The organism is Paraburkholderia sp. (genome assembly GCF_047605525.1).
Classification (GTDB): domain Bacteria; phylum Pseudomonadota; class Gammaproteobacteria; order Burkholderiales; family Burkholderiaceae; genus Paraburkholderia.
In genome coordinates, this window is the sequence record NZ_JASGFN010000007.1 from 127,135 (window position 1) to 152,399 (window position 25,265).

Consider the following 25,265-nt stretch of genomic DNA (forward strand, 5'->3'; position numbering starts at 1 on the left):
GCGCGAACCTGAATCAGAGAACGGCGAGCCACCCGCCGTCGACGAAGATGATCTGACCGTTCACATAGCTCGATGCCGACGACGACAGATAAACCGCGGTTCCGACGAGTTCGTCCGGCCGGCCCCAGCGCTGGGACGGATTGCTGCTCTTCACCCACGCGTCGAAAGCCGCGTTCTCGATGAGAGGCTTGTTCATGTCGGTGAGGATGTAGCCGGGGCCGATCGCGTTGGCCTGGATGTTCGACGACGCCCACTCGGCGCACATCGCGCGGGTCAGCATCTTGATGCCGCCCTTGGCCGCCGTGTAGGCGCCGACCGTCGCACGCGCGCCCTCGCTCGTGAGCGAGCCGATGTTGACGATCTTGCCGCCCGTACCGCGCGCGATCATGCGCCGCGCTGCCTGCTTCGCGACGATGAACGCGCTCGTCAGATTGGTGTCGATCACGCGCTGCCAATCGTTCAGTTCCAGCTCGACGAGCGGCTTGCGAAACTGGATGCCCGCATTGTTGATCAGGATGTCGATCTGCATGCCCGCGGCATCCCATGCATCGAAGGCTGCGGCGACCGCCTGCTCGTCGGTCACGTCGAACGCGCGACCGAGAACGTCGAACCCTTTGGCGGCGAGACACGCGACGGCTTCGGCCACCGTATCGGCGCGCGTGCCATTCAGTACCACGCGTGCGCCCGCGGCGGCCAGTCCTTCCGCGAGCGCGAAGCCGATGCCGCGCGCCGAACCGGTCACCAGCGCCGTGCGGCCGCTGAGGTCAAAAAGCTGTGTCATGTCGTCTTCCTTGTCGGGTGGAGCGAAACGGGATGCAACAGCGCCCCTCGCAGCCCGTTGCCGGGCGCGATGCATCAGGTTTCGTGAAGGGGTTTAGATCAGACCGGCTGGTCGTTCGCAGTCGACGCGAGCTTCGCGCGATCGTCGAAATCCTGCTCGGCGCGCCGGATGAGCGTCAGGACCGCCTGTTCGGCCGCTGTTTCATCCCCGCGCTCGATCGCCACGCACAACGCCTCGTGCATCGGCAGCGAGCGTGCCGGACCGCCGACGATCTCGGAGCTCAGCTCGAAGCTCGTTCGCAGGATCGCCGACAGGGCGTTCTGCATCTGCTGGACGAACTGATTGTGGCAAGCGGCAAGGATCGCACCGTGGAATGCGAGGTCGGCTGGAACATATTCGCAGTGGCCGGCCACCGCCCGCTCCATCGCCTTGAACGCGCGCCGGATCGCTTTCCGGTCGTCGTCGGTTGCTCGCCTCGCCGCGAGCTTTGCCGCATTGGGTTCGATGATCAGACGCAGCTCCATCAGGTCCCGGATCACGCTGGTGTCGACGGCGCCAGCGCGGGCCCGCCAGGTCATGACGTCCGGGTCGAATAACTGCCACTGCGACCGTGGCAGCACGATCGTGCCGTACCGGCGCCGGACTTCGAGCATGCCCTTCGCGGACAGCGACTTCATCGTCTCCCGGATCGTGATCCGGCTGACCTGCAATTGCTCCGCAAGCTCGGGTTCGGACGGAAGAATGTCGCCGGGCGCGAATTTGCCGGAGCAAATCTGTTCGCCTATCTGGTTGAGAACCTGTCGATGCAACGTCGCCATGATTTTCCTTCTACATCATACGTATGACGTTGAAAGATAGAGAGCGACGACGTTTACAACAATTCGGGTTGACCCTGGTGAGGCGCATCGCATCTGCGCGGTTGCGGTGAGTGGATGGAGCGGGCACGTCGTCGTGTGGAGCACCGCTTCCCCCAACGCCGAAGGGTCGATCGTAGCCATCGGATGGGGGAAATTCCCTACGCCTATTTATCGATGCGTCGATAAAAGCGCTTGACGTTGCAATTTTAAGCACCTAACTTTGGGTCATCCTCACTGGAACAGTCGTTCCGTTAAACGGATCATTATGCAAAGAGATCTTCTTGGCAACGCAATGCGAGTGGTGGAATTCCTCAGCAAAATACAGTCGCCCGTGGGTGTGCGGGATCTCAGCCGACACCTGGATATGCCTGTGGCCAGCATTCACCGGGTGCTACAGGCCTTGAAGCGCGAAAGATTGATCGTGCAGGTGAGCGATCAGGGGTTGTATGCGAGTGGTGAGCGACTCGTCGAATTGGCCACCAATCTGATGCGAGCCCATAACCTGGTGCCGGTGGCTTCTCCATTCCTGAACAGAATGGCCGCCCTGAGCGGAGAGTCCGCGACCCTCATGGTGATGGAGGGCAACGAGGCTGTTTGCGTCGCCAGTGTGGAGAGCGAGCAGATGCTACGCGTCGTCTTTCCGGTCGGATGGCGCGGCCCTCTTTACCGTGGGGCTTCCGGACGGCTGTTGCTCGCATTTCAGCCTGTCGAAGTCATCGAAACTGTGATCGAAAACGGCGCACGAGAAGAGGGAGCGGACCGGTTGCTGGACAGCGAAGCGCTGCGACGCAGTCTTCCCGAATTGCGCAAAGCCGGTTATGTCGTCAGCCATGGCGAGCGCCACGAAGGCTGGTCTTCCGTGGCGGCGGCGATCCATGCGCCGGGAGCTACGGTAATCGGTAGCGTTGCGTTGTATGGCCCGAACTCCAGGTTCGGAGACAAGCAGCTCGAAGACCACGCGAAACATGTCACCGAGTGTGCCCGGAGTATCTCGGATGCGCTGGCTCAACTGGTCGACGCGGGTCCTATCGGGCCACAACTGGACGCTGAGTCGCTCAGACGTCGTCAGTATTACGCTCGGCCCTCAGATGCGGCCAGCATGCCTTATACCCTGTCCCCAGCAGAGAGAACACCATGACAACATTGCAGACTGACCGGCGTGCGCAGATTCCGGCCCGAATCATGACAGAAGCCCTTGCGCGCACAGTGGCCGATGCCGCGCAGACCAGAGCGCGGGAGCTTCATATCACGATGAGCGTGGCGGTGGTCGACGAGTCCGGCAATCTCGTCTACTTCGTGCGCGGCGATACGTGCAGTTTCCCGACATTCGAGACGGCGCGAGGCAAAGCGGTCATGGCGGCGGGTTTTCGCAGGCCGACGCATGAATACGATGAACACTTTCGCCAGAACCCGGCTTTTTGGACCAGCATCTCGGACAGTCTCAAGCTGGTGCCTGGCCCGGGTGGATTCCCGCTCACGCGCGACGGGGTCATGATTGGCGGTGTCGGATGTGGAGGGGGGCTCGCCGGCGAAGACGAAATGTGTGCGCAAGCCGGAGCGCAGGCAATCGGGAGCTGAATATGCCCAGCATGCTGGAAGTCTCGAATGTATGGAAGCGGTTCGATCGTGCGGGCCACGCTTCCCCGGCAGTCGCGGGTGTTAGCTTTCGCGTCGAGGAAGGTGAGTTCGTTTCCATTGTCGGTAGTTCTGGATGTGGAAAGAGCACGCTTCTCAATATCATCGCGGGGTTGGTCACACCAGATTCCGGGCAGGTTGCCATGCGAGGTGTGCCGGTTACAGGTGCGCACCGCAGCGTCGGATATACGTTTCAGCAGCCGTCCTTGCTGCCGTGGCGGACCGTGTGCGCCAATGTCGAATTGGGACTGGAACTGCGTGGCGTGGACCGCGGGACACGTCGGCGCGTAGCAATGGATCTGATCGAACAGGTAGGGCTTGCGGAGTTCTCGGAAGCCTATCCGCATCAGCTATCTGGCGGTATGGCCAAGCGGGCGGAGATTGTCCGCGTGCTAGCGATTGATCCAGAGCTATTGCTGATGGACGAACCCTTTGGCGCGCTGGACGCGCAAACGAAGATCCACATGCAGAATCTGTTGCTACATCTGCTTCAGATGATGCACAAGACAGTCATTTTTATCACGCACGACCTCGAAGAGGCTGTCGTGCTCTCCGATCGCGTCATCACAATGGCAGCCCGTCCAGGACGTGTGATTCGCGAGCATCCGATCATTCTCGACAGGCCACGCGACAGTCGCACGGCGCGTCTTGATTCGCGCTTTGCCAGTTACCTGAAGCCCGTATGGGAGGATATTGAACCGCTAGGCGGAGAACAACATGCTGCTTGAACAGGTACGCACTTTCGATAAACGCTGGAAATTGCGCTTATCCGACAAGTACCGGAATTCATTGTCCCTGCTGATTTGCCGAATCGGCGTGTTGTTCCTGATTGTGGCGGCCTGGGAGGCTTTCGTCGATCTGCGATGGATGGATCGTTATCTTTTCTCGTCGCCATCGAAGATTATCGCCAGATTTGGCACCCTGATTTCTTCCGGTGCCTTGTTCGAACATATATACGTCACAGCGGCAGAGACATTCCTTGCTTTCGTCATTGGCGCAGTTGCTGGTGTGGTCCTTGGAATACTGCTCGCGCTGTTGCCCCGGGTAGCTCGTATTCTTGATCCGTTTCTGGTTGCCATTAATGGCTTGCCGAGAGCGGCGCTTGCGCCACTGTTCGTAGTGTGGTTTGGGATTGGCATTGCATCAAAGGTCGCGGTCGGTGCTTCGATTGTGCTGTTCGTCTGTCTTCTTTCGACTTACGACGGGGTGGCCAATGCAAATGCCGTTTTGCTGCAGGTTGGACGCTCGCTGGGTGCGACACCCTATCAGTTGCTGACGAAAGTGCAGTTACCTTCGGCATTGCCGTGGATTGTCGGAGGGCTCAGAACCAGTGTGGCTATGTCTCTCATCGGGACCATCATTGGGGAATTCATTGCTGCAAGCCACGGACTCGGCTGGTACATAGCGTACTCGGCCGGCATATTCGATACTACCGGTGTCATGGTCGGCCTGATCGTACTGGGTTTGATTGCTGTTCTTCTGGATATTTCGGTTCAGTTCATTGGGCGGCGACTCACACCATGGAAAGCTAACGTCACGCCTTGAAATCACAGCCGTAACCTGAAAGGCAAAAAAATGAAAATCCCCGCAAAAATCTCAAGATTTTTTATAGCTCTACTAATTACAGGTATGACACCTTTTTCTCAAGCTTCCGGAAACACGGAGGTCAAAATCGCCGAAGGCAGCCGATCGTTCACGGTGATGCCTCTGTATATCGCCATCAGCGAAGGTTACTTCGCGGAACAAGGTTTAGACGTGAACCTGATTTCGATGAAGGGCGGTCCAGCGGCCGTCGGTGCGCTTCTTTCAGGCAACGTTGACGCGACGTTTAGTGCTGCGGAGACGGCTATCAAACTGCGCGAGCAGGGCAAGAACATCCGGGTCGCGACGCTCATCCAGGACAAGGATCCGGGTGTTCTTGTTGTGCCCACGAGCAGCATGGCCAGGTCACTTGCTGATCTGAAGGGCAAGCGGATTGGTGTGACGGCGACCGGCTCACTCACGGATCTGATCCTTCGTCTGTACATCCGCAGGGAAGGGCTCACGGAAAGCGACTTCAAGATCATAGGATTGGGCTCTGGTGCTACGGTTTCGGCCGCCCTCAGCCATGGAGAAATAGATGCCGCAATGACTGTGACTCCGTTCCTGACGAAAATGCAGCTCGATAAGTCAATAAAGGTGATTCACGACTTCAGAACTGAAATCTACCCAGGACAGGCGTTGCTGGTGGGGCCTGAGCTGGACGGCCCGCGTAGAGCGCTGCTGGTCAAGATTGTCGCAGCGCTCAAAAAGGGGATTCAGACTCTCTATTCAAGCCCAGAGGTAGTCGCGAGGATTGCGCGAACCTATTTCAGCGGAATGGATCCGTCGATCCTTAACGCGATGGTTCTGGACGAAACCCAAAAGACACCTGTTTTCTCAAGAGACGGGAGGCTATCGCGAGAAAATTATGAAACTCTTGTTAAGTTGCTGACCGATAGCAACCAGATAACCAGACCGGAAAAATACGAGGATGTCGTAATTGACCTTGCTCGATGAGCACGATCGAGTGCGCTCGACGGCTATGCACAGATGGCCAATTTGTCAACGACCATGGTTGTCCAGTGTGAATGTCACATGAAGTCACATGAAAAGGAGAGTGAATATGGATGACGGAGAAAGAAAGAGCACGAGGCTTCGGCAGATTTTTTCCCGGAAAGGTCAGCCTGTTATGCACGTAGCGAGTGCACCGACAGCCTATGCGGCACGAATGATCGAGAAGGCCGGTTTTGAATACATTTTTCTCGGTGGAGACGTGACATTCGGAACGATGCTGGCGATGCCGGGCACTTATCTTACGATGACGGAGAAAGTGTTCATCGCGAAGTTCTTTGTGCGCGCGGTCTCTTTGCCAGTCGTGATGGATTGCGATGAAGTTTGTGGCCGTGGGCCTGCTTTTCTGGAGCGGGCAGTGGAGGAATACATCGGCATTGGCCTTGCCGGCATGGATATCGACGACCGAATTTTCCCGGAGGGGAGCGGTGCGGCCAATGTGGACCGGGAGCATGGCATCCGCATGGGTGTTGTACCAACAGAAGAGATGGTCGAGAAGATCCGCGCCGCGAGTTTGATCCGGCAGAAGCTCGACCCTGACTTCGTTATCCGCGTGCGCTGTTACGACTTCCATGGTGATACTCCGCTGGAGAAGATCATTGAGCGACTGCAACGATACGAAGAAGCTGGCGCCGACGTACTCTATCTCGGGGGAGTTTCCTCGCCAGAAGATACACGGACGACGGTCAGTGCGCTGAAGGTGCCCTGCACCGTACCGGCAACCTGGATGACCTACGAATTGGCCAGTAAGCTCAACTTGTGCGAGTACCGACAGCCTTATGAGCTTGAGATGGCGATGCATGCGGCTGGCTGGGAATTCCTCAGCGATTTCCAGAAGAACGGAACAGATGCAGTGCGCCGACTACGGGAACGTTTTCTCGGAAATCCTTATATGGCTGCCCCAGAGCTACTTCGAACGAACGTCATTTGAGGACGCATATGTCTTGATCCATATAAGTTTCTGAACTTAGTATATAAATTTTTCAACTTTATTTAGGATGTCAAAATGAAAAATGGTTATCGTGTCATTGATATGGATACCCATGTCAACCCCAGCTTCGATACGTTGGTCAAATACATGGATCCATCGTTTAAGGCGCGGATCGAGGAACTGGATCCGTACCTTCGGGTGCAGGATTATGGTTCCGGAAAGTTCACGACCATTACCGTTGCTCCTTACCCGTACGACAGGTTTCCGGGCGAAGCGCCACAGAGCGAAAATACCCAGCTTACGGCAGGTGGGCGAGGCGCTCTCGAGAAACGGGTGACAAAACGATCGAGTCATCATCGAATCGATCCGCAGCCGGGTGTTCAGGACGAAGATGCGAGCGCTCGACTCGGTGACATGGACATGGAAGGGCGGGATGTCGATCTGCTCATTCCTGGAACGTGGTGTACCGCTGTTTCGGGTGTAAAGGACGTGACGCTCATTGAAGGCCTTTACCGTGCATATCACAACTACATCGCTGAGTATTGCGCACAGGCTCCCGATCGCTTGAAGAGCATGGTTCTGATTCCGGGTGCCGACCCGGCGTGGGCCGTTGAGGAAGTCAGGCGACTGAAGAAGGAAAAGTGGGTGTCGTCGGTATGGCCTCTTCTTCCGCCGGATATGCCGGTAGATCATCCCTGTTTGAATCCCCTGTGGGATGAAATGAACGACGCGCACTTACCGATCATTTTCCACAGTTTTTTCTATGAACCTCCGTATTTCCCCGGTTATCGGGACGTATGGGGGAATGCCGCAGTAGCGCGTACCGCTGCACACCCGTGGGCCGCCGCCCGTTTCCTGTCGTATCTGATTGTCGGACAGATTTTCGATCGCTATCCCAACATCAATGCTGCGGCATCGGAAGTGGGACATGGCTGGCTGCCTCACTGGGTAACCCGCTTGGGCGAGATGGTCAACTATGTCGGCGGAGCCACGCCTCAAACGAAATACGAACCGATCGACTACGTGCGTATGGGACGTTTTCGGGTGGGTGCGGAGCCGTTTGAAGGACCTGAAATCACGAAATTCTGCGTCGAAATGTTAGGTGAGGACGCACTGATGCATCAGTCGGACTATCCGCATGGGGAGTCCCACTTCCCTGACACTGTCGAAATGGTCATGGAATGGGATTTCTGGAAGGACAAGCCCGACTCGGCATTGCGCAAATTTATGAGTGGCAACGCAGAGTCTTTTCTGCGCCTGCTCTGACGTGTCGAGCCTTCCTGAAAGGGGATTGGAACATGAATTTCTATCAGCATCACGTTTTCTTTTGCTGTAACCAGCGAGCCGAGGGGCAAAACTGTTGCAACAATCACGGATCTCAGGATATGAGGGACTATGCGAAGTCGAGAATCAGCGAGCTGAAACTGGCCGGGCCTGGAAAGATACGCATCAACCAGGCGGGATGCCTTGATCGCTGCGATGAGGGCCCCGTAATGGTGGTCTATCCGGAAGGGGTTTGGTACACCTTCGTAGAACGCGAGGACATCGATGAAATTATCGATGAACACCTTGTGAAAGGTCGCGTCGTCAGCCGTCTGACCTTGTAAGCAGAATGACCTCGAGCATAGACAAGCGCTATCCGGCCCTGGCTGTTGTGGCAACGTGCTTTGCGTTTAACCTCTTCAGTCGGGGCATCGGCGATGCCTATACGATCATGTTGCTTCCGTTGCAGCGGGAGTTCGGGTGGACTCGTACGGAGTTGACCGGTGTCTACTCGCTGTATCTGCTCCTCAACGGAATCGTTGCTCCCGCAGTGGGTCTGATTGTCGATCGTTATGGTCCGCGTGTTGTGTATGTGGGCGGGTTATTCGTTGTAGGGCTTTCGCTAATAGCCGCGAGCACGCTTAATCATCTCTGGCAGTTTTATGCAACTATTGGCGGCCTTGTGGGTGTCGGCTCCGCCCTGATCGGGATGGTGCCGGCTTCCGCCTTATTGGCACGCTGGTATCGCCGACGTCTCGCGTCGATGATTGGCTTCGTATTTTCGGCGGCGGGTGTCGGATCACTGATTCTGGTGCCCACAGTGCAATTTCTCGTGATGCGCGATGGCTGGCGAACGGCATATCGCGCGCTTGGGTCGGGCATATTGCTGTTCGTCGGAGTACAACTGATTTTTGTTCCCTGGCGACGCTTCGAGACGGGAGATTCGCGCCTCCACTCCAATGTTCTTCAACATGGGAAAGATTCACACTGGACGGTGCGCGCAGCATTGTGTTCTCCCTTTTACTGGAGCCTCGTGCGTGTCTTCTTTTTCACGTCGATCGGAATGTACGCGGTACTGGTGCAATTCATCGCCTATCTGACAGATTTGGGATTCTCTCCTCTCACTGCGGCGGGATGCTTCGGGATTATGAGCGTCTTGTCCGTTATCAGCGTCATGATGAGTGGCGTCGCGTCGGACAGGTGGGGCGGACGGCTTACCGCGATTGTGAGCTTCGTGGGCACGGCGATCGGCATGTTGCTGCTCCTGTTGTTGTCGGTCCAGGATCAGTTCCTCGTGCTTGCCGGTGTCGTGTTGATCTATGGAGCGTTCCAAGGAACGCGTGGCCCGATCGTATCCGCCCTTTCGGCCAGGCATTTTTCTGGACCGCGCGCGGCAACGATTTACGGAACGATTCTGGCGACCAGTGCGGTCGGTTCATCGCTCGGTGCATTGGCGGCCGGAATCCTGCATGACGTTACCGGTGACTACCGTGCGAGCCTGATTCTCTCTATCGGGACGATAGCGCTAGCCGCATGGCCTTTTTGGTCTGTCCGGGAATTGCGTGAACTTCAACGCTGAACTGCCATGTCGCGAATGACCGAAAATCGTGAATTCTGCGTCAAGCTGCTACGTAGCGGGCGAACATACGTCGTTCGCGGCGACCAGACGGTGCTTGACGGTGCACTGGAATCGGGTCTCGTGCTTCCCCACAGTTGTCGCAACGGTATCTGCGGGGCATGTGAGGCTCGCGTGCTGGAAGGCCAGGTAGACATACAGGAAAACGACCGGTCCGTTGGTACGACGCTACTTTGTCAAGCGAAGCCATTGACCGACCTGGTGATCGATGCAGAAGAGCTCGTCGTTGGCGCTGTGACACCAAGACGTATGCCCGCGCGCGTTCACAAGATCGAACGTGTTGCTCCCGACGTTACGGTTCTCACGCTAAGACTACCCGAAATAAACCCGTTGAAATTCGCCGCGGGGCAATACGTCGACATTCTGATGCGCGATGGTGGGCGCCGCAGTTATTCAATTGCCACGACGCCCGGCGCTGACGGAGTAACCGAGATCCAGCTCCATGTAAGACAGATGCGGGGCGGGCGATTCTCCGATCAGATGCTTTCTGGTCTGAAAGAAAAGGACATATTACGGATCGAGGCTCCGTTCGGAACGTTTTGTCTCCGTCCGGAGCGTTCGGTCCCGGCAATACTGCTTGCAAGCGGCACGGGCATCGCACCGATCCTGTCAATTGTTGAAGCGTCGAGGAAGCGGGGCGACTCACGCAGTTTGTTTCTTTATTGGGGCTGCCGCACGCAACAGGATCTTTATCTTTCACATTTGCAACGGTGGGTGGAAAGCGGGTGGTTGACTCGTTATGTTCCAGTCCTTTCAGACATCGCGGAGCGTGAGCGTTGGTCTGGGCGTACCGGTCTCGTGCATCACGCGGTGATGGATGATTTCGATGACCTGTCCGAATTTGAAGTATACGCGTGCGGGGCCCCGGCCATGGTGGATGCCGCACGCCGTGATTTCTGCGCATCCCGCGGACTTTCCATCCATACATTCCATTCCGACGCCTTCATCTCGGCAAGCAAATCGTGAAATGTCGCCGTACCGATTCCGGGCGTACTAAGGAGTTTTCATGAAAGCCATATCGACTGCTGACGCACCGCGTGCCTTGGGACCTTATTCACAGGGAATCCTGGCCGGCGACATCGTTTACCTTGCTGGCCAGATTGGTCTCAATCCCGGGACCATGACGCTCGAGGAAGGAATCGAACCACAAATACGCCGTGTGTTCGGAAACCTGCGCTCGGTCTGTCGTACAGCGGGAGGAGACTTGAGTCTTGTCGTCAAGTTGACTCTATATCTCACGGACTTTTCGAGTTGGCCCATCGTAAATGAGGTCATGTCGGAATATTTCCAGGAACCTTACCAGGCGCGGACCACTATTGTTGTTGCATCGCTTCCCCTTAATGCTGCGATAGAGGTGGACGCGGTCATGCATTTGACCTCGAGTCGCCAATTGCGCGGCTAACAATCCATGTTTCCTGTATCAGGTCGAGCACTGTCATGTACTCACTCCAGATCAGCATTCTCTTCGAAACGGCTGATTTCAGCGGCACACTCGAATGCGCGATTGCCCATGCCCGAAGAACGGGCGTGATTCTGATTGCTCTTGCTGTACGGCAGACATCTGAGGGTGGAAAGGGCGTCATGGTAGCTGCTTCCGATACCAGGGACGCACTTAACCTGCTTATGGCCCGTCTGGGAAACACGATTGGACTTTGTGTTCAGTCGTTTCTGGTGACGAAGGGTTCCGTTCCGTCATTCGATCTTTGCTCGACACTCGCTGGATAGCCGGCTCGAATCGAGCGGGCAGTTGTTCACTATCGTTTTCTATTGGGCACTTAAATCACATCACTCGAGCCACTACTCACGAAATAAAGAAGAAATACGTCGCATTATCAATTGATGAGACGTGGCGACTTCGCTGACATTTGTCTTGAAAAGGGGCTGATATGGCATTGGGTACGGGGAGATTATTGAGGCGCGTACACTTTCGATGGCTGATTCAGGGAGCGGCCGTTGCTGCCGTCTTCTCTTCTGGCATTGCAAGACCGGCTTTTGCCGAAGAAACAGGCGGGCCATCCAGTGAAAGTTCAACGCCTGGCCAGCCAGGCAGCCCGCAGCCACCCTCCGATTCTCCGGCCACTTCGGCGTCGACCGAACTTGCGCCGGTCGTAGTGACGGCACGTAAGCAGAACGAGCCTGCCCAGCAGGTTCCGATCAGCATGACCGTATTGTCAGGACGGCAGTTTCAGGACATCGCGCCAACGTCATCCAACGCGGGAATTGCGAGGTCCGCGCCGAACACGAGTTTTGTGCAACTCGGTGGCATTTACGCTAACTCGTTCAACATCCGGGGGCTGGGCTCCATCAATCCCTTGTCGGCTGATGACACATCCGTTCCCCTCTACATCGGCGAGATACCGCAGTCGGTCTATGGCCTTCCCGCTACCACGCTCGACATGGCTCGCGGTGAGGTTCTGCGAGGGCCTCAAGGAACGCTTTGGGGGCGAAACTCGCAAGGTGGCGCCATCAATCTTGTACCGAATACGCCGGATTTCCGGTCGTCTTACTCTCTGCGCGGGGAGGTTGGCAGTAATGGCTGGGGTTTGGGTGAGCTTATTGCGAATTCGCCATTGGTGGCGGATAAGTTGGCGGGGCGACTTGCGCTTCAGTACAACACGAAGGCCGGTGACGTCACCAACATCACGTCTGGCGGTAAGGATGGCGACAATCAGATTGGTGCCGCTCGCGGCTCTCTATTGTTTACTCCGGATGACAATACGCTCGCAATCCTCACGTTCAGCTACAACCGCGATAACGATTCGATCCCTTACCGCATCTTGCGAGATAGCCCCTGCTTTCCGTGCAGCGCCACCGATCCGCGACCTGATTTCACGCGCCACAGTTATGGCGCGAATCTGAGGATTGAGCACACATTCGACTCTTTCCAGTTCACCTCGTTGTCGAGCGTCAGTCGAACCGATGTCCGCCAGTTGCTTGATAACACCGATGGACTGATATTTGGTGCGATCCTCGACTTGCCACCTTCGGCATTTGCCGATCCAACAAAGAACCTTCTGAGTTTCAATCTGGGCGACACGGAATATTATCAGGAGCTCCGAGTGTCATCCCTACCGGAACAACCCGTCCTCTGGACCGCGGGGGTCAATTTCTTCAGGTCGGTTTTTTCGACTGCTACCGACGGTGCGAATGTCGATCAGTTCAGCCTCCGTCCTTTCAGCGGCCAACAGCATAACGATCTCACGACCAACAGTTATGCCGCGTTTGGCGAGGCGACGGTACCTATTTCCGGTCATCTGAAAGGTACGCTTGGCCTGCGCCTTACCCATGAAGACAAGAGCGCCAATTACAATTTTATCGGCGGGGGTTTTCCAACTACCGTGGCCAATTTCGCAGAAAGCGCGTCGTTTTCGGACACCTTCGTCACCGGCCGTGCTGGCCTCAGCTATGACTGGTCTCCGAACTTCATGACTTACGTTAATGTGGGCCGCGGTGCGGTCGCTGGCGGGTTCCCCTATCTTTCACAGAATACTCCGCTTGGCGACCGTGAGAACCCATTCCCGACGTCTTTCAGTTGGACATACGAAGCCGGATTCAAGTCGACGCTGTGGGATGACCGGGTGACCCTCAACGGCGCCGTTTTCTACAACGACGTTGCCAATGGCCACATTATCGCCTTCGGCACTGGAGGCATCGCATTCCAGACTGACGTGCTGAGCTATCACACGTTCGGCGGCGAGTTTGAAACCCACGTGCAGGTGACACCCGGGCTCAGCCTTGGTGGCGGCATCGGATACACGGATGCTTCGTTTCAGGACGTTCCCACTGGTAGCCCAACGGGCGCCGTAAATGGTAGTGATGTCCCGAACGTTCCCCACTTCACGGGGAACCTTACCGCGGACTACCACTTGCCCGCGCGGAAACTCGGGTTCTCGGGCGGTTCCATTTTTGTCAACGGAACCTACCAATACGTCGGCAGCCGAGCAGCCGATGTCCAGAACAGCTTCAGGCTCGATCCCTACAACATCCTCAATGCGCGAGTGGGTTGGCAAGGTAAGGATCTCAGCGTCTATGCGTTTGCGTACAACCTCCTCGACAAGCGCTATGAAGCGCTTGGACAGACCGCCAGTGGTGTGCAGGAGGTCATCGTCGGTCCCGGTCGGATAGTCGGAGTCGGCGCCTCCGTCAAATTCTGAAAGCCACTCTGATTCTTCAGGAAAGTGAGTCGATGTCGACATCAAACAAAACCGGTACAACAGCGGACACACCCTTGGCGATCACTGTTCAGAGCCACCGTTCGGCAATCCCGCTTCTGGTTGCCATTGGTATTCTCTACGCCGCGTTCGGAATTGTTCTTGGATTGCTTCAAGGCGGCCTGCCGCCGCTGCTACGCAGCCGTGGCTTCGATATCGGCTCGATTGGGTGGCTGTTCGCTATTCTTCTGCCGTTCGGCTTGACCTTCCTTTGGGCTCCATTGGTTGACTCGATTCCTTTGTCCCGGAAGACCCCTCGGGTTGCCTGGATCCTGGCGGCTCAGGCAGTCTCGATCATTGTTCTGTTAGCGATTGCAGCCACCGAAACGGTGCATCCCGCAATTCTGTTTGGGCTCGCGCTCACCGTGGCATTTGCGGCTGCCACGATGGACGTGGCTCTTGATGCATTGTCTGTCACGGCCGTGCCGCCTTCCTATAGGCCAGTGGCCGCCAGTCTCAAGCTTTGCGCGCTCTCCTTGGGGGCGATCATTGGTGGAGGTGTATTCGTCGCCCTTTCGCATAGGCTTGGATGGCAGTCTTTATTTCTGGGCTTCGCGGTTCTTATGTTCTTTGCGCCGCTTCCTCTTGTGTTCAATCGCGACTACGATGCGCCGATGAGTGATATTGCTCCGCTTCGTGCGAGTCTCCTCGTCACCTTACGCCGCACCGGCAACGGCCGGCAACTCGCATTGCTCGCATTCACTTCCTGTGTGCTTTTTGCGCTGTTCAGTCTCAACCGCATCATGCTCGTCGACGTCAAGGTGCCATTGGCGAAGATCGGTTGGATCGTTGGCACGCTGACACCATTATGCGGACTCGCGGCGTCGGCTATTGCCGCTCCTCTCCTGACTCGCCTGGGTCCGCAGCGAAGTATTCTTGCGTTCGCTGCGATTTCCATCACATCGGTTGGATTGATGCTGTTTGGTCTTCAGACCCACGTCCAGGCCTGGTGCATCGTTGGAACGATTTCGGTTAATGGCGGCGTTAGCGGCTTTTATGTCGTGATCTGCGCAACGATACTTGGATGGGCGCGTAGTCAGCAGCCGGCCACGGACTACGCCGCGCTGTTCGGCATCAGCAGGCTGATAAGCACAATCTTTCTGATCGGCCTCACACAATTGCTTCCATTCATCGGCTGGTCGATCTTCTACGTTGGTGCAATCGTGGCGTTATTGGCTGCGGTTCTGCTTCTACATCGCTTCCGGGCGGAATTTACTTCCCAATTTGTCGACGAAAAACGATTCGTCGGACAGTGATTCGGCTGCGATGTCTTCGATGGACGAGTTCTCTTTGCCGGCCATCACGTCGAAATCCAGGCAGGCCGCCACCGCGACGACGCGATCGACTAGAGCAGCCAGCCCGCCGCCTCAGTGCGATCGTCGTTCGCCACTACGCGTGCCTCTTCATCAGCGAGCCTCGACCGCATCCGCGGATGCAATGCCCGCGGCCGGGCGCCGGCCCGAACCAGGTCCACCCAGTTCGTGCAATGGCGTACGGTAGGTTTCCCGAGCCGTCCAGGCCGCGAGCGCCGCGACGGCGGTGATCACGAGCGTGACCGTACCGATTAACAGCGGAATATCCTTCGTGCCCGGCGGCGCGATCGCGGCGAACAGCGACGGCAGCAACGCGGTCAGCGCCATGCCGACGTTCTGCCCGATCGACATTGCCGACACGCGCGTACGGGTCGGAAACAGTTCGGGCATGAAGCTCGGAAACACGGCATTGAAGCCCTGATAGACGACACCCCACATCAGGACCGATGTGACGATCGCGACAGGTGCATTGCCCGCGCTGATCGCATACAGATAGACGTACGACAGCAGACCCGCGCCCAGCGAACCGACGACGACGGGGATGCGCCGCCCGATCCGGTCGGACAGCCGGCCGACGAACGGGATCACGATCACGGCGACGATGTTGCCCACCAGAGGTATCACGAGATAGGTGTCGGGATGAAAGCCGATACCGTAGGCCGGCTGCACTGCATAGGCCGCGCCGAAAATCGTCGCGACCATCGCGATCACGGCGGCTGACGCCATCACCGCGATGCGAACGATGTCCCGCCAGCTTTCGCGAAAGGCGACCCGGATCGGCGACTCGGGAATCGCGCCCTGCGAGCCTTCGTCGATGAAAGCCCGGGACTCCTGGACGCTGCGCCGGATCACGTAGCCGGCCGCGAGCACGAACGCGCTGAGCAGGAACGGGATGCGCCAGCCCCACGAAGCGAAAGCGTCGGCCGGCAACCAGTACGCGAGCGGCATGAAGATGGCCGCCGCGAAAATCTGGCCTGCCTGCGTGCCTTGCAGCGCGTAGCTCGCGTAATAGCCGCGCCGCCCGAACGGTGCCTGCTCGAGGATCATCGAACTGGCGCCCGAGATTTCCCCGGCCACCGCGAAGCCCTGGATCAGACGCAGCACGACCAGTGCGATCGGCGCTGCGATGCCGATCTGCTGATAGGTGGGCAGCAGGCCGACCGCGAACGTCGAGACACCCATCAGGAACATGCAAAGCAGCAGCAGATGCTTGCGACCGTGCGTGTCGCCGCGGCGCCCGAGAACGAAACCGCCGATCGGCCGTGCGACGTAACCCACGCCGTAGGTCGCGAGCGATGCGACGATCGCCAGCTTCGGATTGCCATGTGGGAAGAACAACTGCGGGAACACCATCGACGCCGCCTGCGCGTAGATGAAGAAGTCGTAGTACTCGAGCACCGATCCGATCCAGCCGCTGGCTGTCGCGCGCCTCGTTTGTTGCCGGGATGGCGCCGGGATTTTTTTGTCGATGTCCATCTGTGGTCTCCTTGTTTGATGTTCGAGTGGGTGCCGTGGCCACGCTCGCGCGCCGTGCGGCGCACGCGGGGCCACGGCGATCACGCCGTAAGCGGCGTCATTTTCATGAATGCGCCCAGATTGCCGAACTGGGCCAGAGCCATTTCGGCCCCCGTCTGGATGCGGCAGCCCGTGCGGTGAGCCAACTCCAGGAAGCGCGTGGTTTCGGGTGTCGTGACGACATCCGCGACGAGCGTGCCGGCGCGCAGCGTGGCTAATCCATCCTCCGCGATCGGCAATACGTCGTTGCCGGGCATGCCGGCCGGCGACGCGTTGATGACGAGATCGAACGGTTCGAGTGAATCGAACTGCAAGCTCGTCGCCACTGTCGGAAAGCGCGCGGCGAGCAGCGCGCCCAGTCGTTGCGCGCGCGCGGCATCGAGATCGGCGAGCGTGAGGCTGGCGACACCGTTCTCGCTCAGCGACCAGGCGATCGCGCTGCCGGCGCCGCCAGCGCCGACGATCAGCGCGCGCGTGCCGCGCGGCTCGAAGCCGTGGCGGCGCACGGCGTTGATGAAACCGTCGCCGTCGACCATGTCGCCGACCAGCGTGCCGTCGACTTCACGGCGGATCACGTTCACGCAGGCGAGTGCCCGCGCTCTTTCGCTGAGCACGTCGACGCGCTTCGCGATCTCGTGCTTGTAGGGAACGGTCACCACGCAGCCGCGCAGATTACGCCATGCGCGCAGCGTGTCGACGAAACTGTCGAGCGAATCGCGTTCGAGATCGATGGGGATCATCGACGCGTTTTTGTTATGCCGGGCGAACCACGCGTTGAAGTTCTCCGGGGACTTCACCTGCGCGATGGGGGAACCAACGATGGCCAACAGCTCGGTCGTGCCGCTAATCATGAATTGCACCAGACGTTTGTTACGAACGGTACTCATGTTGCAACCCGGCCCGGTTGCGGGCAACGCCGCTATCGGGAAGATCGACCAATTAGCGCAATGGCGATGCGATAATCGCACTACTTTTACGGTTCCCCAGGCGAAATCATGGTTTCACCCGTCATTCACGAACGCGATCTGATCGTCGGTTTGCAGAAAGGTCTTGCGATCATTCAACTGTTCACCGAAGACATGCCGCAGCTCAGCGTGGCCGATGTCGCGCGCCTTGCCGGTCTGACGCGCAGCGCCGCGCGGCGCTTTTTGCTCACGCTCGTGCATGATGGCTACGCGCAGACCGACAGCCGGAAATACTGGCTCACCCCCAAGACGCTGCGCGTGGGCCAGGCTTACGTGGACTCGGCGCGTTTGCCGCGCATGCTGCGGCCGATCGTCGAAAAGGTCGCGGCGGAAACGCGCGAGCACGTGTCGGTCGCCGTACACGACGGCGACGAGGTGGTGCATATCGTGCGCAGCCGCATCGCGAATGTGTCGTCGCTGTCGATCCGGCAAGGCTACAGACTGCCGATGTACTGCACCGGCAGCGGCCGCCTGTGGCTGGCCTCGTTGCCCGACGAGGAGGTGGACGCGTATCTTGCGCGGGTCGAGCGCAAGCCGCTCACGCCGTTCACGCGCACGTCGGTCGCGGAGATCAAGGCAATCATCGAGCAGATCCGCGTGCAGGGTTATGCGGAGCTCGACCAGGAGTACGAAGTCGGAATGCGCATTCTCGGCGTGCCGCTGACGAACCGGGCGGGCGAAATGCGCGCGAGTCTTACCATCACCACGCAGGTGTCGTCGCTGTCGCTCGCTGACATCCGCGAGCGCCATTTGCGATACCTGTATGAGGGACAGGCGCTACTGCGACCCATCATCGACATCTGATGGATGCGCTGAACGGGTATCGCTCATTTAGCCATTTCGATTACCGCTTTTCCTAGCCACTGGATAGTCTGCTCGAGCGAGCTGGACCATGGGTGACTACAATTCTCGCCGCACGAGCATCGGGATGTTATTCGCCGCGGCGTCTAATGTGTCGATATGAAAAGTACTGGGTATCGAGCGAATTGCACATCAGGTTAAACCACGGACCGTTCTATACACCAGAACCTGCTGGCCTATGAAGATGCGCCGCGACGCTGCACTAAAAGAGCGACGCGATCTACCGCGTTGCCAGATAGCGCTGGGGCGAGTCCCCGGTCACTTGCCGGAACATGGCTATGAATGCACTGGGCGTGCTGTAGCCGAGTTCGTCCGATACTTTCCTTACCGAATGACCCGTGGCGAGACGCGTAATCGCTTCGGCCACGCGCAACTGCCGTTGCCACATCCCGAACGTCAGGCCCGTTTCGGCCTTGAAATGAGTGGCAAGGGTCCGGCCCGTCGCGCCGAGTTGCTCGCCCCAGGAATCCAGTGTCCGCTCGCTCGACGGGTCGTTCATCATGTGCTCGCAGATCTTCAGCAGCCGTTCGTCGCGCGGCAACGGTACCCCGCTTTCGTGCAGTGGCGGCAATTCCGTCAGCATTTTTAGCAACAGCGCACCGGCGAGTGCTTCGCGGCTGTCGGGTGCGTATTTACTTCCGCCCGCGCTCAAGGTGATCGCCAGATCACGGACCAGCGAGGTGGGGGCGACGATGGTGGGTTGGGTCCATGCCCACGGGAATACATCTGGCTCGATGTAGACGTTACATACCTCCGAATCTCCGACAGCGTGCTGTTCGTGGTCGATATCGGATGGCAGCCATATCGCGCGGGACGGTGGCAGTGTCCATGTGCGGGTTGGCGTGAGCAGCCGGATGACTCCGCGCAGCGCAAAGGCGAGCTGACCATACTCGTGCTGATGCCACGGCGTACGTTCGCCGTGGCGGTAGTGCGTGACCCATGCAAGGATTTTGCGCGCAAGGGGCTGGCGGGATCTTGGGTAGCGTTTGATCAGAAATTCTTTCATAGCCCGGCTTCGAGGTGAGTTGGCGCGATGGACGTCCAGCATCAGGTAGCCGCCACTATAACGCAAAAGTGTCGAAAGATTTTCCGAAATTCGTTATCCGATTTCGACCTTTCCGCAGTGGAAATCGCTATCCTTCCCATGTAGTCAATGGGTTAGGGCAACTCGCCGGATACGTTGTTAATGGTTCTCATTTATTTGGTAATGAGTTCGGCGGCGCCGTTTCCCCGCGTATGTGAACGCGCCCGGCGGACGTCACGCGACGAAATCCGTTGTGTTGCCGGGCATGTCGAAGTGCATTCACGTGCTGAAGTACCGCACAAAAAATAAATAGCAACCTTCCCACTATCGCTTGTGTTTTTGCTTGGGGCGGGTCGACCAATATGGTTCGACCTTAATTTTGGGGAAGTTGTCTTTGGTAGATCGGGGCATGAAGAACAGGAAAGCAGAACAGGGTAAGGCGGACGCGGTTGCGCGGCACTTTTTTTTGACCGCCGGTGCGTTCGCGGCAGGGATGGTTTTTTCGATGGTGGCGCAGGCGCAGCAGTCCACCGATACGACGTCCACGAAGGCAGCCGCGCCCGCGCAAGCGGCGTCGTCCACCTCAGAGACGTCAGGCGCGGAACTACCGCCTGTCAATATATCGGCGGATCGGGCGGCGGCGGATGCAGTGAATCCTCCGACCACCGTCGGCTCGAAGATTCCACTTGCGCGACGTGAAATTCCGCAGTCGGTGAGCGTCGTCACGCAGCAGCAGATTCAGGCTCAGAACGCAAGGTCCGTCGATGACGTGATGCGGTTCGTGCCCGGCGTGACGGTCAACCTGCTCAATCCCAAAGACACCGGGTATTACGCGCGCGGCTTTCCGATTACGACATTCCAGTTGGACGGCGTGCCGACGGCGATCCCGTCGAGCGGCGGCGGGATGATTGCCGACAATCTGGCGATGTATGACCGGATCGAGGTGCTGCGCGGTCCGGCCGGCCTCTATAACGGCTTTGGCGGAGACGGCGGCACGATCAACCTCGTGCGTAAGCGGGCACCCTCGACGTTTCAGGCGTCGGCGCAAGTCTCGGTCGGCACCTATGCCAACCGCGGCGCGCAGGTCGATATCGGCGGCCCGCTGAACGCGGCAGGCACGCTGCGGGGGCGTATTGTCGCGGACCAGCACGACCAGCATCTGATGCAGGACGGGTCCTGGCAGCGTGACCAGCAGGTCTATGGGACCCTCGAGGCGGATCTGACCTCGACCACGACCGCACGCGTCGGCTTCAGCTACACGAAAGAGTTTGGCCACGTGATGTACGGCATTCCCGCGTACTCGAACTACGCGCTCGTGCCCGTACCGCGCAGCGCGTATATCGGCGCGCCGTGGGACTACCTGAACAGCGAGAAGACGAACGCCTTCGCGGAAGTCGAGCAGAAGCTCGGCGGCGGGTGGTCGGCGAAGGTCGCCTACAACCATTTGCAGATCAATTCGCACTTTCTCAACGGCGTGCCGGGCGGTCCCGTCGATCCCGCGACCAATGACGGCAACCCGTACAGCTACAACTACCAGGACGCCAACACGCAGGATGCGGTCGACCTGTACGCGACGGGACCGTTCAGGCTGTTTGGCCGTACCCACCATTTGACGTTCGGCGCGAACTACCTGCATCAGAGCGATCGTTCGACGCAGTACTTCATCAATCCGGATAGCGGACTCGATATCTGGGGCGACTACGCCACGAACATTTTCACTTCGCAATCGCTCTACTCGGATGACTTCGCGGGCGGCCCGCGCAACCAGTACAGCACGTCGACGAACCAGTACGGCATATATGGCAATGCGCGCTTCAGTATTCTCGATCCGCTGACGCTCGTTGTAGGCGGCCGCATCACGTGGTGGAACAGCACGCTGACGCCCGCTTCCAATCCGGACTACAACGAATTCGGCGAGACCTACTCGCATACGAGCGAGGGGCCGAAATTCACGCCGTTCGTCGGTCTCGTGTACGACATCAACGACACGTATTCCGCGTATGCAAGCTATACGTCGATCTACAAGCCGCAGACGTCGTTTTTCACCTTCAACGGCAGCATGATCAAGCCGGTAACAGGCAACCAGTACGAAATCGGCCTGAAGGGCGAGTACTTCGGCGGCAAGCTGAATACGTCGGTTGCATTGTTCCAGATTGACGAGAACAATCGCGCGTTTTCGGATCCCGAGCATCTGGGCTTCTATCTGGCGCAAGGCGATGCGCGCAGCCGTGGCGTGGAGACCGAAGCGAGCGGCGAGGTACTGCCCGGCTGGACCGTGTCGGGTGGCTATACCTATACGATGGTGAACAGCCTGGACAAGAGCGTGAACGTGGGCTCGCCGTTCTCGATGACCACGCCGAAGCATCTGTTCAAACTCTGGACGAACTACCAGTTGCCGGGCAAGCTGCACGACTTCAATGTGGGCGGCGCACTGTACGCGCAGAGCAGCACGTACTATTCGGACGGTGTGGGTAACGTCGTCGCGCCGGGCTACGCAACGGTGGACGCGACGATCGGCTATCAGATCACGAAAAACATCTCGGCTGCGCTGAGTGTCACGAACCTGTTTAACCGTAAGTACTTTGCAACGGTCGCGGGTGCGGGCGGCAATTACTATGGCGATCCTGTGAAGGTGCTGTTCACGTTGCGCGCGAAAATCTGAAGGTAGCAGGGCGGCGTGCCGTCGTCGTCGGCGCGTTGCCTTGCCCTGAAACGGAAGTGCAGAATGCTGTTGATTTCCCGACGCCGGTTCCTGCGCGATGCGTTGACGATGGCGCCCGCATGGGTGCTTGCGCCCCACGTTTACGCTGCGTCCGGATTGATCGCGCAAGGCGACGCGATGCGGATCGCCACGCCTGACCGCGCGGGCGCCGAATCCGTGCTTGCTCTTGGGATCAAACCCATCGGCGCGCCGTCGGCCGACTTTTATCGCGAGATGGGCGGCACGCCGGATTTGCCGCCCGATATCCCCAATGTCGGGCCGCCGGTCGAGCCGAATCTGGAAGTGCTCGAATCGCTGGCTCCCGCCATGATCGTAACCGGCACGATTCCGCAGAATACGCGCCGCATGCTGGCGCGCGTCGCGCCCGTGCTGAACCTCGACATCTACACCGGGGAGCCCGGCGCCTATGGCCGCGCGGTCGCCGAGTTCCGGCGCCTCGCTGGCGTGGTCGATCGTTCGGCCGTGGCCGGGACTTACGTGTCGCGGCTCGAAGCGGATATCGCGCGCGCCGCATCGGCGCTGCGCGCGCGGGGTGACCGTCCGGCCTATCTCGTCACCCTGGACGACGGTGGGCGCACGATGACCGTCTATGGCCGCAACAGCATCATGTACGACGTGATGAAGATGATGGGCGTGCCGAACGCGTGGGACGGCCACACCAACGGCTTCGGCTTCGTGACTGTCGGCGTCGAGAAACTCGTCGCGCATCCCGATGCCGATCTCGTCTATGTGAATTACGGCCTCGATACGACCGCGGCGCTTCGCAGGCTGCGTGTCAGCCCGTTCTGGAACAGTCTGCCGATGGTGCGGGCGGGGCGCGTGCACGCTATCCCGCTGTTCGACGTGTTCGGATCGCTGCCGCTTGCGGGGCCATTCGCCGGTCATCTCGCCGCGGCCTTGAGCAACGGGGAAATACGGCATGGCTAGCGTGGTGGAGGCGGATCGGTCCCATCGCACTGCGGGGCCGGCGATGTTCGCCGTGTTGATGCTGATGGTCGCAGTGCTTGAAACCGTGGCGAGCGTAGCCGCGCATCTGCCTGTCGCGCGCTGGGGCGAAGTGCTGCACGCGCATCCGGCCAGCCTCGACGTCGTGGTGATACGGTATGCGCTGCTGCCGCGTGTCGTCGTGTCGGTGCTGAGCGGCGCGGCGCTTGGACTGTCGGGGTTGATCTTCCAGTACGTGCTGCGCAATCCGGTCGCCGAGCCGACGACGCTCGGTGTCGCGGCGGGAGCGAGCCTTGCGCTGACGATGGCATCGCTCTGGTTTCCAGCGTGGCTGCTGTTCGGACGCGAATGGATCGCGCTCGCTGGCGCGCTCGCGGCGGTGGCCGTCGTGCTCGCCATTGCATGGCGCCGCGCGCTCTCGCCGTTGACCGTGATTCTGGGCGGTCTCGTCGTCACGCTCTGTTCCGGAGCATTCTCGTCGATGCTGACCCTGTTCTTCGGCGACAGCCTCGGTTCGCTGTTCATCTGGCAGAGCGGCATGCTGGACCAGAACGACTGGAGCGCGGTGACTTATCTGTTGCCGCGTATCGCGGTCGGCTTCGTTATCGTCGCGCTGATGATCCGTCCGCTCGCCATGCTTGAAATCGGCGACGAGACGGCCCGCAGCCTCGGACTGCCGGTGACGGCGATTCGCGCGGTCGCCATGGTGCTCGGCGCGGCGCTTGCCGCCGTGGTGGTCAGCGCGGTCGGTGTGATCGGCTTCATCGGACTCGCGGGTCCGGCACTCGCGCGCCTTGCGGGTGCACGCACGCTGCAGGCACGCATCGTCTGGGCGCCCGTGATCGCAGCCTGCCTGCTGTGGATCTCGGATCAGACGGTTCAGCTCGCCGGTCTTTTCATGACCGAGATCCCGACCGGTACGGCGACCGCGCTGCTCGGCGGACCGCTGCTCCTGTGGCTTCTGCCGCGACTCAAGGGCCAGACGCTCGCGCTGCCGGAGTCCGCGCCGCACGCGCCGGCAACGGGTTCACGCTCCGGGCGGATCGCCGCCGCGCTGCTGCTGCTTGCCGTCAGCGTCTGGCTGGCTTCGGACTTCAATCGCACCACCACCGGTTGGCACTTCGCCGATTGGGACATGCTTCGTCCGCTGCTTTCGATCCGGCTGCCGCGTGTGGGCGGCGCGCTCGCCGCGGGCGCCATGCTCGCGGTCGCCGGCGTGTTGATGCAACGCATGACCGGCAATCCGATGGCGAGCCCGGAAGTACTGGGGATTTCGTCGGGCGCGTCGCTCGGCCTCGTCGTGCTGCTGTTCATGACCGGTTCGCCCGGCAAGTTCGAACAGCTCATCTGCGCATTGGCGGGCGCGCTGGCGACGCTGTCGCTGATGTTCGCGCTCGGGCGGCGCAGCGGATTTTCGCCGGAACGGCTCGTGCTGGCCGGGATCGCCGTGACGACGGTGTTCAGCGGTCTCGCCGCGCTTCTGGTATCGGCGGGCGACCCGCGCATGGCGCTGCTGCAGGCGTGGATGTCCGGCTCTACCTATCGGGTCGAGCCGCCCGACGCGTTTGCCGCGCTCGCGGTTGCGTCGCTCGGTTGCGTCGCGTTGCCGCTATTTACCCGCACGCTCGACATTCTGCCGCTGGGCGACGCCACGGTGCGCTCGCTGGGCTTCGACGTCGGCGTGCACCGGCGGCTGCTTCTGTTGCTTGCGGCCGTATTGACCGCCGCGTCGACCCTGATCGTCGGGCCGATTTCGTTCGTCGGGTTGATGGGACCGCATCTCGCGCGCATGCTCGGTTTCCGGCGCGCCGTGGCACAGGCGCTCGGCGGCGCGCTGATCGGCGCGACCCTGCTCGTGATGGCCGACTGGCTGGGACGCAACGTGTTGTTTCCGGACCAGGTCCCGGCCGGATTGTTCGCGACTTTCATCGGCGGTCCGTATTTTCTGTTGCTGATGTACCGCCAGCGGTCCTGAGCGCGCCGTTTCACGCGTACCCGTCATGGCTTTCACCTC

The 25,265-nt window shown here is 59.3% G+C and carries 23 protein-coding genes; 18 read left to right on the forward strand and 5 right to left on the reverse strand.

The window, feature by feature from the left end; genetic code table 11:
* Window positions 1–13 precede the first annotated feature (13 nt).
* Window positions 14–781, reverse strand: coding sequence for an SDR family oxidoreductase (locus QM685_RS12325; protein ID WP_415116183.1), 768 nt, complete (start codon window positions 779–781; stop codon window positions 14–16).
* A 98-nt stretch (window positions 782–879) separates the two neighbouring features.
* A complete protein-coding gene (locus QM685_RS12330; RefSeq protein ID WP_415116185.1) occupies window positions 880–1,599 on the reverse strand; it encodes a FadR/GntR family transcriptional regulator in 720 nt (239 codons plus the stop codon).
* A 331-nt stretch (window positions 1,600–1,930) separates the two neighbouring features.
* Between QM685_RS12330 and QM685_RS12335 the strand changes: the two genes are divergently transcribed.
* The 14 genes from QM685_RS12335 to QM685_RS12400 all read left to right on the forward strand — a co-directional run bounded on the left by QM685_RS12335 (window position 1,931) and on the right by QM685_RS12400 (window position 15,162).
* The gene (locus QM685_RS12335) at window positions 1,931–2,776 is read left to right on the forward strand and encodes an IclR family transcriptional regulator (protein WP_415116187.1); all 846 of its coding nucleotides are present in this window, start codon (window positions 1,931–1,933) and stop codon (window positions 2,774–2,776) included.
* A complete protein-coding gene (locus tag QM685_RS12340) occupies window positions 2,773–3,216 on the forward strand; it encodes a GlcG/HbpS family heme-binding protein (protein ID WP_415116189.1) in 444 nt (147 codons plus the stop codon). Before QM685_RS12335 ends, QM685_RS12340 begins: the two co-directional genes overlap by 4 nt.
* Before the next feature lie 2 nt (window positions 3,217–3,218).
* Window positions 3,219–4,001 carry an ABC transporter ATP-binding protein gene (locus QM685_RS12345; protein WP_415116191.1) on the forward strand — a complete coding sequence of 261 codons (783 nt, stop codon included), beginning with the start codon at window positions 3,219–3,221 and terminating at the stop codon, window positions 3,999–4,001.
* A complete protein-coding gene (locus tag QM685_RS12350) occupies window positions 3,991–4,818 on the forward strand; it encodes an ABC transporter permease (protein WP_415116193.1) in 828 nt (275 codons plus the stop codon). Before QM685_RS12345 ends, QM685_RS12350 begins: the two co-directional genes overlap by 11 nt.
* 30 nt (window positions 4,819–4,848) lie before the next feature.
* Complete coding sequence (locus QM685_RS12355) at window positions 4,849–5,811, forward strand: ABC transporter substrate-binding protein (protein WP_415116195.1); 963 nt, start codon at window positions 4,849–4,851, stop codon at window positions 5,809–5,811.
* Between the two features lie 106 nt (window positions 5,812–5,917).
* Window positions 5,918–6,796 carry an isocitrate lyase/phosphoenolpyruvate mutase family protein gene (locus tag QM685_RS12360; RefSeq protein ID WP_415116197.1) on the forward strand — a complete coding sequence of 293 codons (879 nt, stop codon included), beginning with the start codon at window positions 5,918–5,920 and terminating at the stop codon, window positions 6,794–6,796.
* A gap of 75 nt (window positions 6,797–6,871) precedes the next feature.
* Window positions 6,872–8,062 carry an amidohydrolase family protein gene (locus tag QM685_RS12365; protein WP_415116199.1) on the forward strand — a complete coding sequence of 397 codons (1,191 nt, stop codon included), beginning with the start codon at window positions 6,872–6,874 and terminating at the stop codon, window positions 8,060–8,062.
* 32 nt (window positions 8,063–8,094) lie between these two features.
* Complete coding sequence (locus tag QM685_RS12370; RefSeq protein ID WP_415116201.1) at window positions 8,095–8,403, forward strand: (2Fe-2S) ferredoxin domain-containing protein; 309 nt, start codon at window positions 8,095–8,097, stop codon at window positions 8,401–8,403.
* 5 nt (window positions 8,404–8,408) lie between these two features.
* A complete protein-coding gene (locus QM685_RS12375) occupies window positions 8,409–9,638 on the forward strand; it encodes an MFS transporter (protein ID WP_415116203.1) in 1,230 nt (409 codons plus the stop codon).
* 6 nt (window positions 9,639–9,644) lie between these two features.
* Window positions 9,645–10,661, forward strand: a complete 1,017-nt coding sequence (locus QM685_RS12380; protein ID WP_415116205.1) for a 2Fe-2S iron-sulfur cluster-binding protein — start codon at window positions 9,645–9,647, stop codon at window positions 10,659–10,661.
* 40 nt (window positions 10,662–10,701) lie between these two features.
* Complete coding sequence (locus QM685_RS12385; RefSeq protein WP_415116207.1) at window positions 10,702–11,097, forward strand: Rid family detoxifying hydrolase; 396 nt, start codon at window positions 10,702–10,704, stop codon at window positions 11,095–11,097.
* A 35-nt stretch (window positions 11,098–11,132) separates the two neighbouring features.
* Window positions 11,133–11,420 (forward strand): hypothetical protein, encoded by a 288-nt coding sequence (locus QM685_RS12390; protein ID WP_415116209.1) that lies wholly within the window; start codon window positions 11,133–11,135, stop codon window positions 11,418–11,420.
* 161 nt (window positions 11,421–11,581) lie between these two features.
* Entirely contained in the window at window positions 11,582–13,849 is a 2,268-nt protein-coding gene (locus QM685_RS12395) for a TonB-dependent receptor (protein ID WP_415116211.1), read from the forward strand.
* 32 nt (window positions 13,850–13,881) lie between these two features.
* Window positions 13,882–15,162 (forward strand): MFS transporter, encoded by a 1,281-nt coding sequence (locus QM685_RS12400; protein WP_415116213.1) that lies wholly within the window; start codon window positions 13,882–13,884, stop codon window positions 15,160–15,162.
* A 150-nt stretch (window positions 15,163–15,312) separates the two neighbouring features.
* Here QM685_RS12400 and QM685_RS12405 read toward each other — a convergent pair whose 3' ends face one another.
* Together QM685_RS12405 and QM685_RS12410 are read right to left on the reverse strand one after the other, a co-directional pair.
* Window positions 15,313–16,695 carry an MFS transporter gene (locus QM685_RS12405; protein WP_415116215.1) on the reverse strand — a complete coding sequence of 461 codons (1,383 nt, stop codon included), beginning with the start codon at window positions 16,693–16,695 and terminating at the stop codon, window positions 15,313–15,315.
* 80 nt (window positions 16,696–16,775) lie between these two features.
* On the reverse strand, window positions 16,776–17,621 hold the full coding sequence (locus QM685_RS12410) for a shikimate dehydrogenase family protein (protein ID WP_415116217.1): 846 nt from the start codon (window positions 17,619–17,621) through the stop codon (window positions 16,776–16,778).
* A 108-nt stretch (window positions 17,622–17,729) separates the two neighbouring features.
* On the opposite strand from QM685_RS12410, the gene QM685_RS12415 reads away from it, so the two are divergent.
* Window positions 17,730–18,503 carry an IclR family transcriptional regulator C-terminal domain-containing protein gene (locus tag QM685_RS12415; RefSeq protein ID WP_415116219.1) on the forward strand — a complete coding sequence of 258 codons (774 nt, stop codon included), beginning with the start codon at window positions 17,730–17,732 and terminating at the stop codon, window positions 18,501–18,503.
* Between the two features lie 277 nt (window positions 18,504–18,780).
* Here the strand turns inward: QM685_RS12415 and QM685_RS12420 are convergent, their stop codons facing one another.
* The gene (locus QM685_RS12420) at window positions 18,781–19,566 is read right to left on the reverse strand and encodes an AraC family transcriptional regulator (protein ID WP_415116221.1); all 786 of its coding nucleotides are present in this window, start codon (window positions 19,564–19,566) and stop codon (window positions 18,781–18,783) included.
* A 667-nt stretch (window positions 19,567–20,233) separates the two neighbouring features.
* Here QM685_RS12420 and QM685_RS12425 point away from each other — a divergent pair.
* The 3 genes from QM685_RS12425 (at window position 20,234) to fhuB (ending at window position 25,226) form a co-directional block, all read left to right on the forward strand.
* Complete coding sequence (locus QM685_RS12425; protein ID WP_415116223.1) at window positions 20,234–22,246, forward strand: TonB-dependent siderophore receptor; 2,013 nt, start codon at window positions 20,234–20,236, stop codon at window positions 22,244–22,246.
* A gap of 63 nt (window positions 22,247–22,309) precedes the next feature.
* Window positions 22,310–23,233 carry an ABC transporter substrate-binding protein gene (locus tag QM685_RS12430; protein WP_415116225.1) on the forward strand — a complete coding sequence of 308 codons (924 nt, stop codon included), beginning with the start codon at window positions 22,310–22,312 and terminating at the stop codon, window positions 23,231–23,233.
* Window positions 23,226–25,226 carry a Fe(3+)-hydroxamate ABC transporter permease FhuB gene (gene fhuB, locus QM685_RS12435; protein WP_415116227.1) on the forward strand — a complete coding sequence of 667 codons (2,001 nt, stop codon included), beginning with the start codon at window positions 23,226–23,228 and terminating at the stop codon, window positions 25,224–25,226. The genes QM685_RS12430 and fhuB overlap by 8 nt, the downstream gene beginning before the upstream one ends.
* Window positions 25,227–25,265 lie beyond the last annotated feature (39 nt).

Bases quoted from the DNA above. Each gene is read 5' to 3' on its own strand.
- QM685_RS12410 (WP_415116217.1), bottom strand. From the start codon at position 17,621: ATGAGTACCGTTCGTAACAAACGTCTGGTGCAATTCATGATTAGCGGC.
- QM685_RS12330 (WP_415116185.1), bottom strand. From the start codon at position 1,599: ATGGCGACGTTGCATCGACAGGTTCTCAACCAGATAGGCGAACAGATT.
- QM685_RS12370 (WP_415116201.1), top strand. From the start codon at position 8,095: ATGAATTTCTATCAGCATCACGTTTTCTTTTGCTGTAACCAGCGAGCC.
- QM685_RS12375 (WP_415116203.1), top strand. From the start codon at position 8,409: ATGACCTCGAGCATAGACAAGCGCTATCCGGCCCTGGCTGTTGTGGCA.
- QM685_RS12420 (WP_415116221.1), bottom strand. From the start codon at position 19,566: ATGAAAGAATTTCTGATCAAACGCTACCCAAGATCCCGCCAGCCCCTT.
- QM685_RS12340 (WP_415116189.1), top strand. From the start codon at position 2,773: ATGACAACATTGCAGACTGACCGGCGTGCGCAGATTCCGGCCCGAATC.
- QM685_RS12335 (WP_415116187.1), top strand. From the start codon at position 1,931: ATGCGAGTGGTGGAATTCCTCAGCAAAATACAGTCGCCCGTGGGTGTG.
- QM685_RS12350 (WP_415116193.1), top strand. From the start codon at position 3,991: ATGCTGCTTGAACAGGTACGCACTTTCGATAAACGCTGGAAATTGCGC.
- QM685_RS12345 (WP_415116191.1), top strand. From the start codon at position 3,219: ATGCCCAGCATGCTGGAAGTCTCGAATGTATGGAAGCGGTTCGATCGT.
- QM685_RS12325 (WP_415116183.1), bottom strand. From the start codon at position 781: ATGACACAGCTTTTTGACCTCAGCGGCCGCACGGCGCTGGTGACCGGT.
- QM685_RS12390 (WP_415116209.1), top strand. From the start codon at position 11,133: ATGTACTCACTCCAGATCAGCATTCTCTTCGAAACGGCTGATTTCAGC.
- QM685_RS12405 (WP_415116215.1), bottom strand. From the start codon at position 16,695: ATGGACATCGACAAAAAAATCCCGGCGCCATCCCGGCAACAAACGAGG.
- QM685_RS12395 (WP_415116211.1), top strand. From the start codon at position 11,582: ATGGCATTGGGTACGGGGAGATTATTGAGGCGCGTACACTTTCGATGG.
- fhuB (WP_415116227.1), top strand. From the start codon at position 23,226: ATGGCTAGCGTGGTGGAGGCGGATCGGTCCCATCGCACTGCGGGGCCG.
- QM685_RS12385 (WP_415116207.1), top strand. From the start codon at position 10,702: ATGAAAGCCATATCGACTGCTGACGCACCGCGTGCCTTGGGACCTTAT.
- QM685_RS12380 (WP_415116205.1), top strand. From the start codon at position 9,645: ATGTCGCGAATGACCGAAAATCGTGAATTCTGCGTCAAGCTGCTACGT.
- QM685_RS12360 (WP_415116197.1), top strand. From the start codon at position 5,918: ATGGATGACGGAGAAAGAAAGAGCACGAGGCTTCGGCAGATTTTTTCC.
- QM685_RS12355 (WP_415116195.1), top strand. From the start codon at position 4,849: ATGAAAATCCCCGCAAAAATCTCAAGATTTTTTATAGCTCTACTAATT.
- QM685_RS12400 (WP_415116213.1), top strand. From the start codon at position 13,882: ATGTCGACATCAAACAAAACCGGTACAACAGCGGACACACCCTTGGCG.
- QM685_RS12365 (WP_415116199.1), top strand. From the start codon at position 6,872: ATGAAAAATGGTTATCGTGTCATTGATATGGATACCCATGTCAACCCC.
- QM685_RS12415 (WP_415116219.1), top strand. From the start codon at position 17,730: ATGGTTTCACCCGTCATTCACGAACGCGATCTGATCGTCGGTTTGCAG.
- QM685_RS12430 (WP_415116225.1), top strand. From the start codon at position 22,310: ATGCTGTTGATTTCCCGACGCCGGTTCCTGCGCGATGCGTTGACGATG.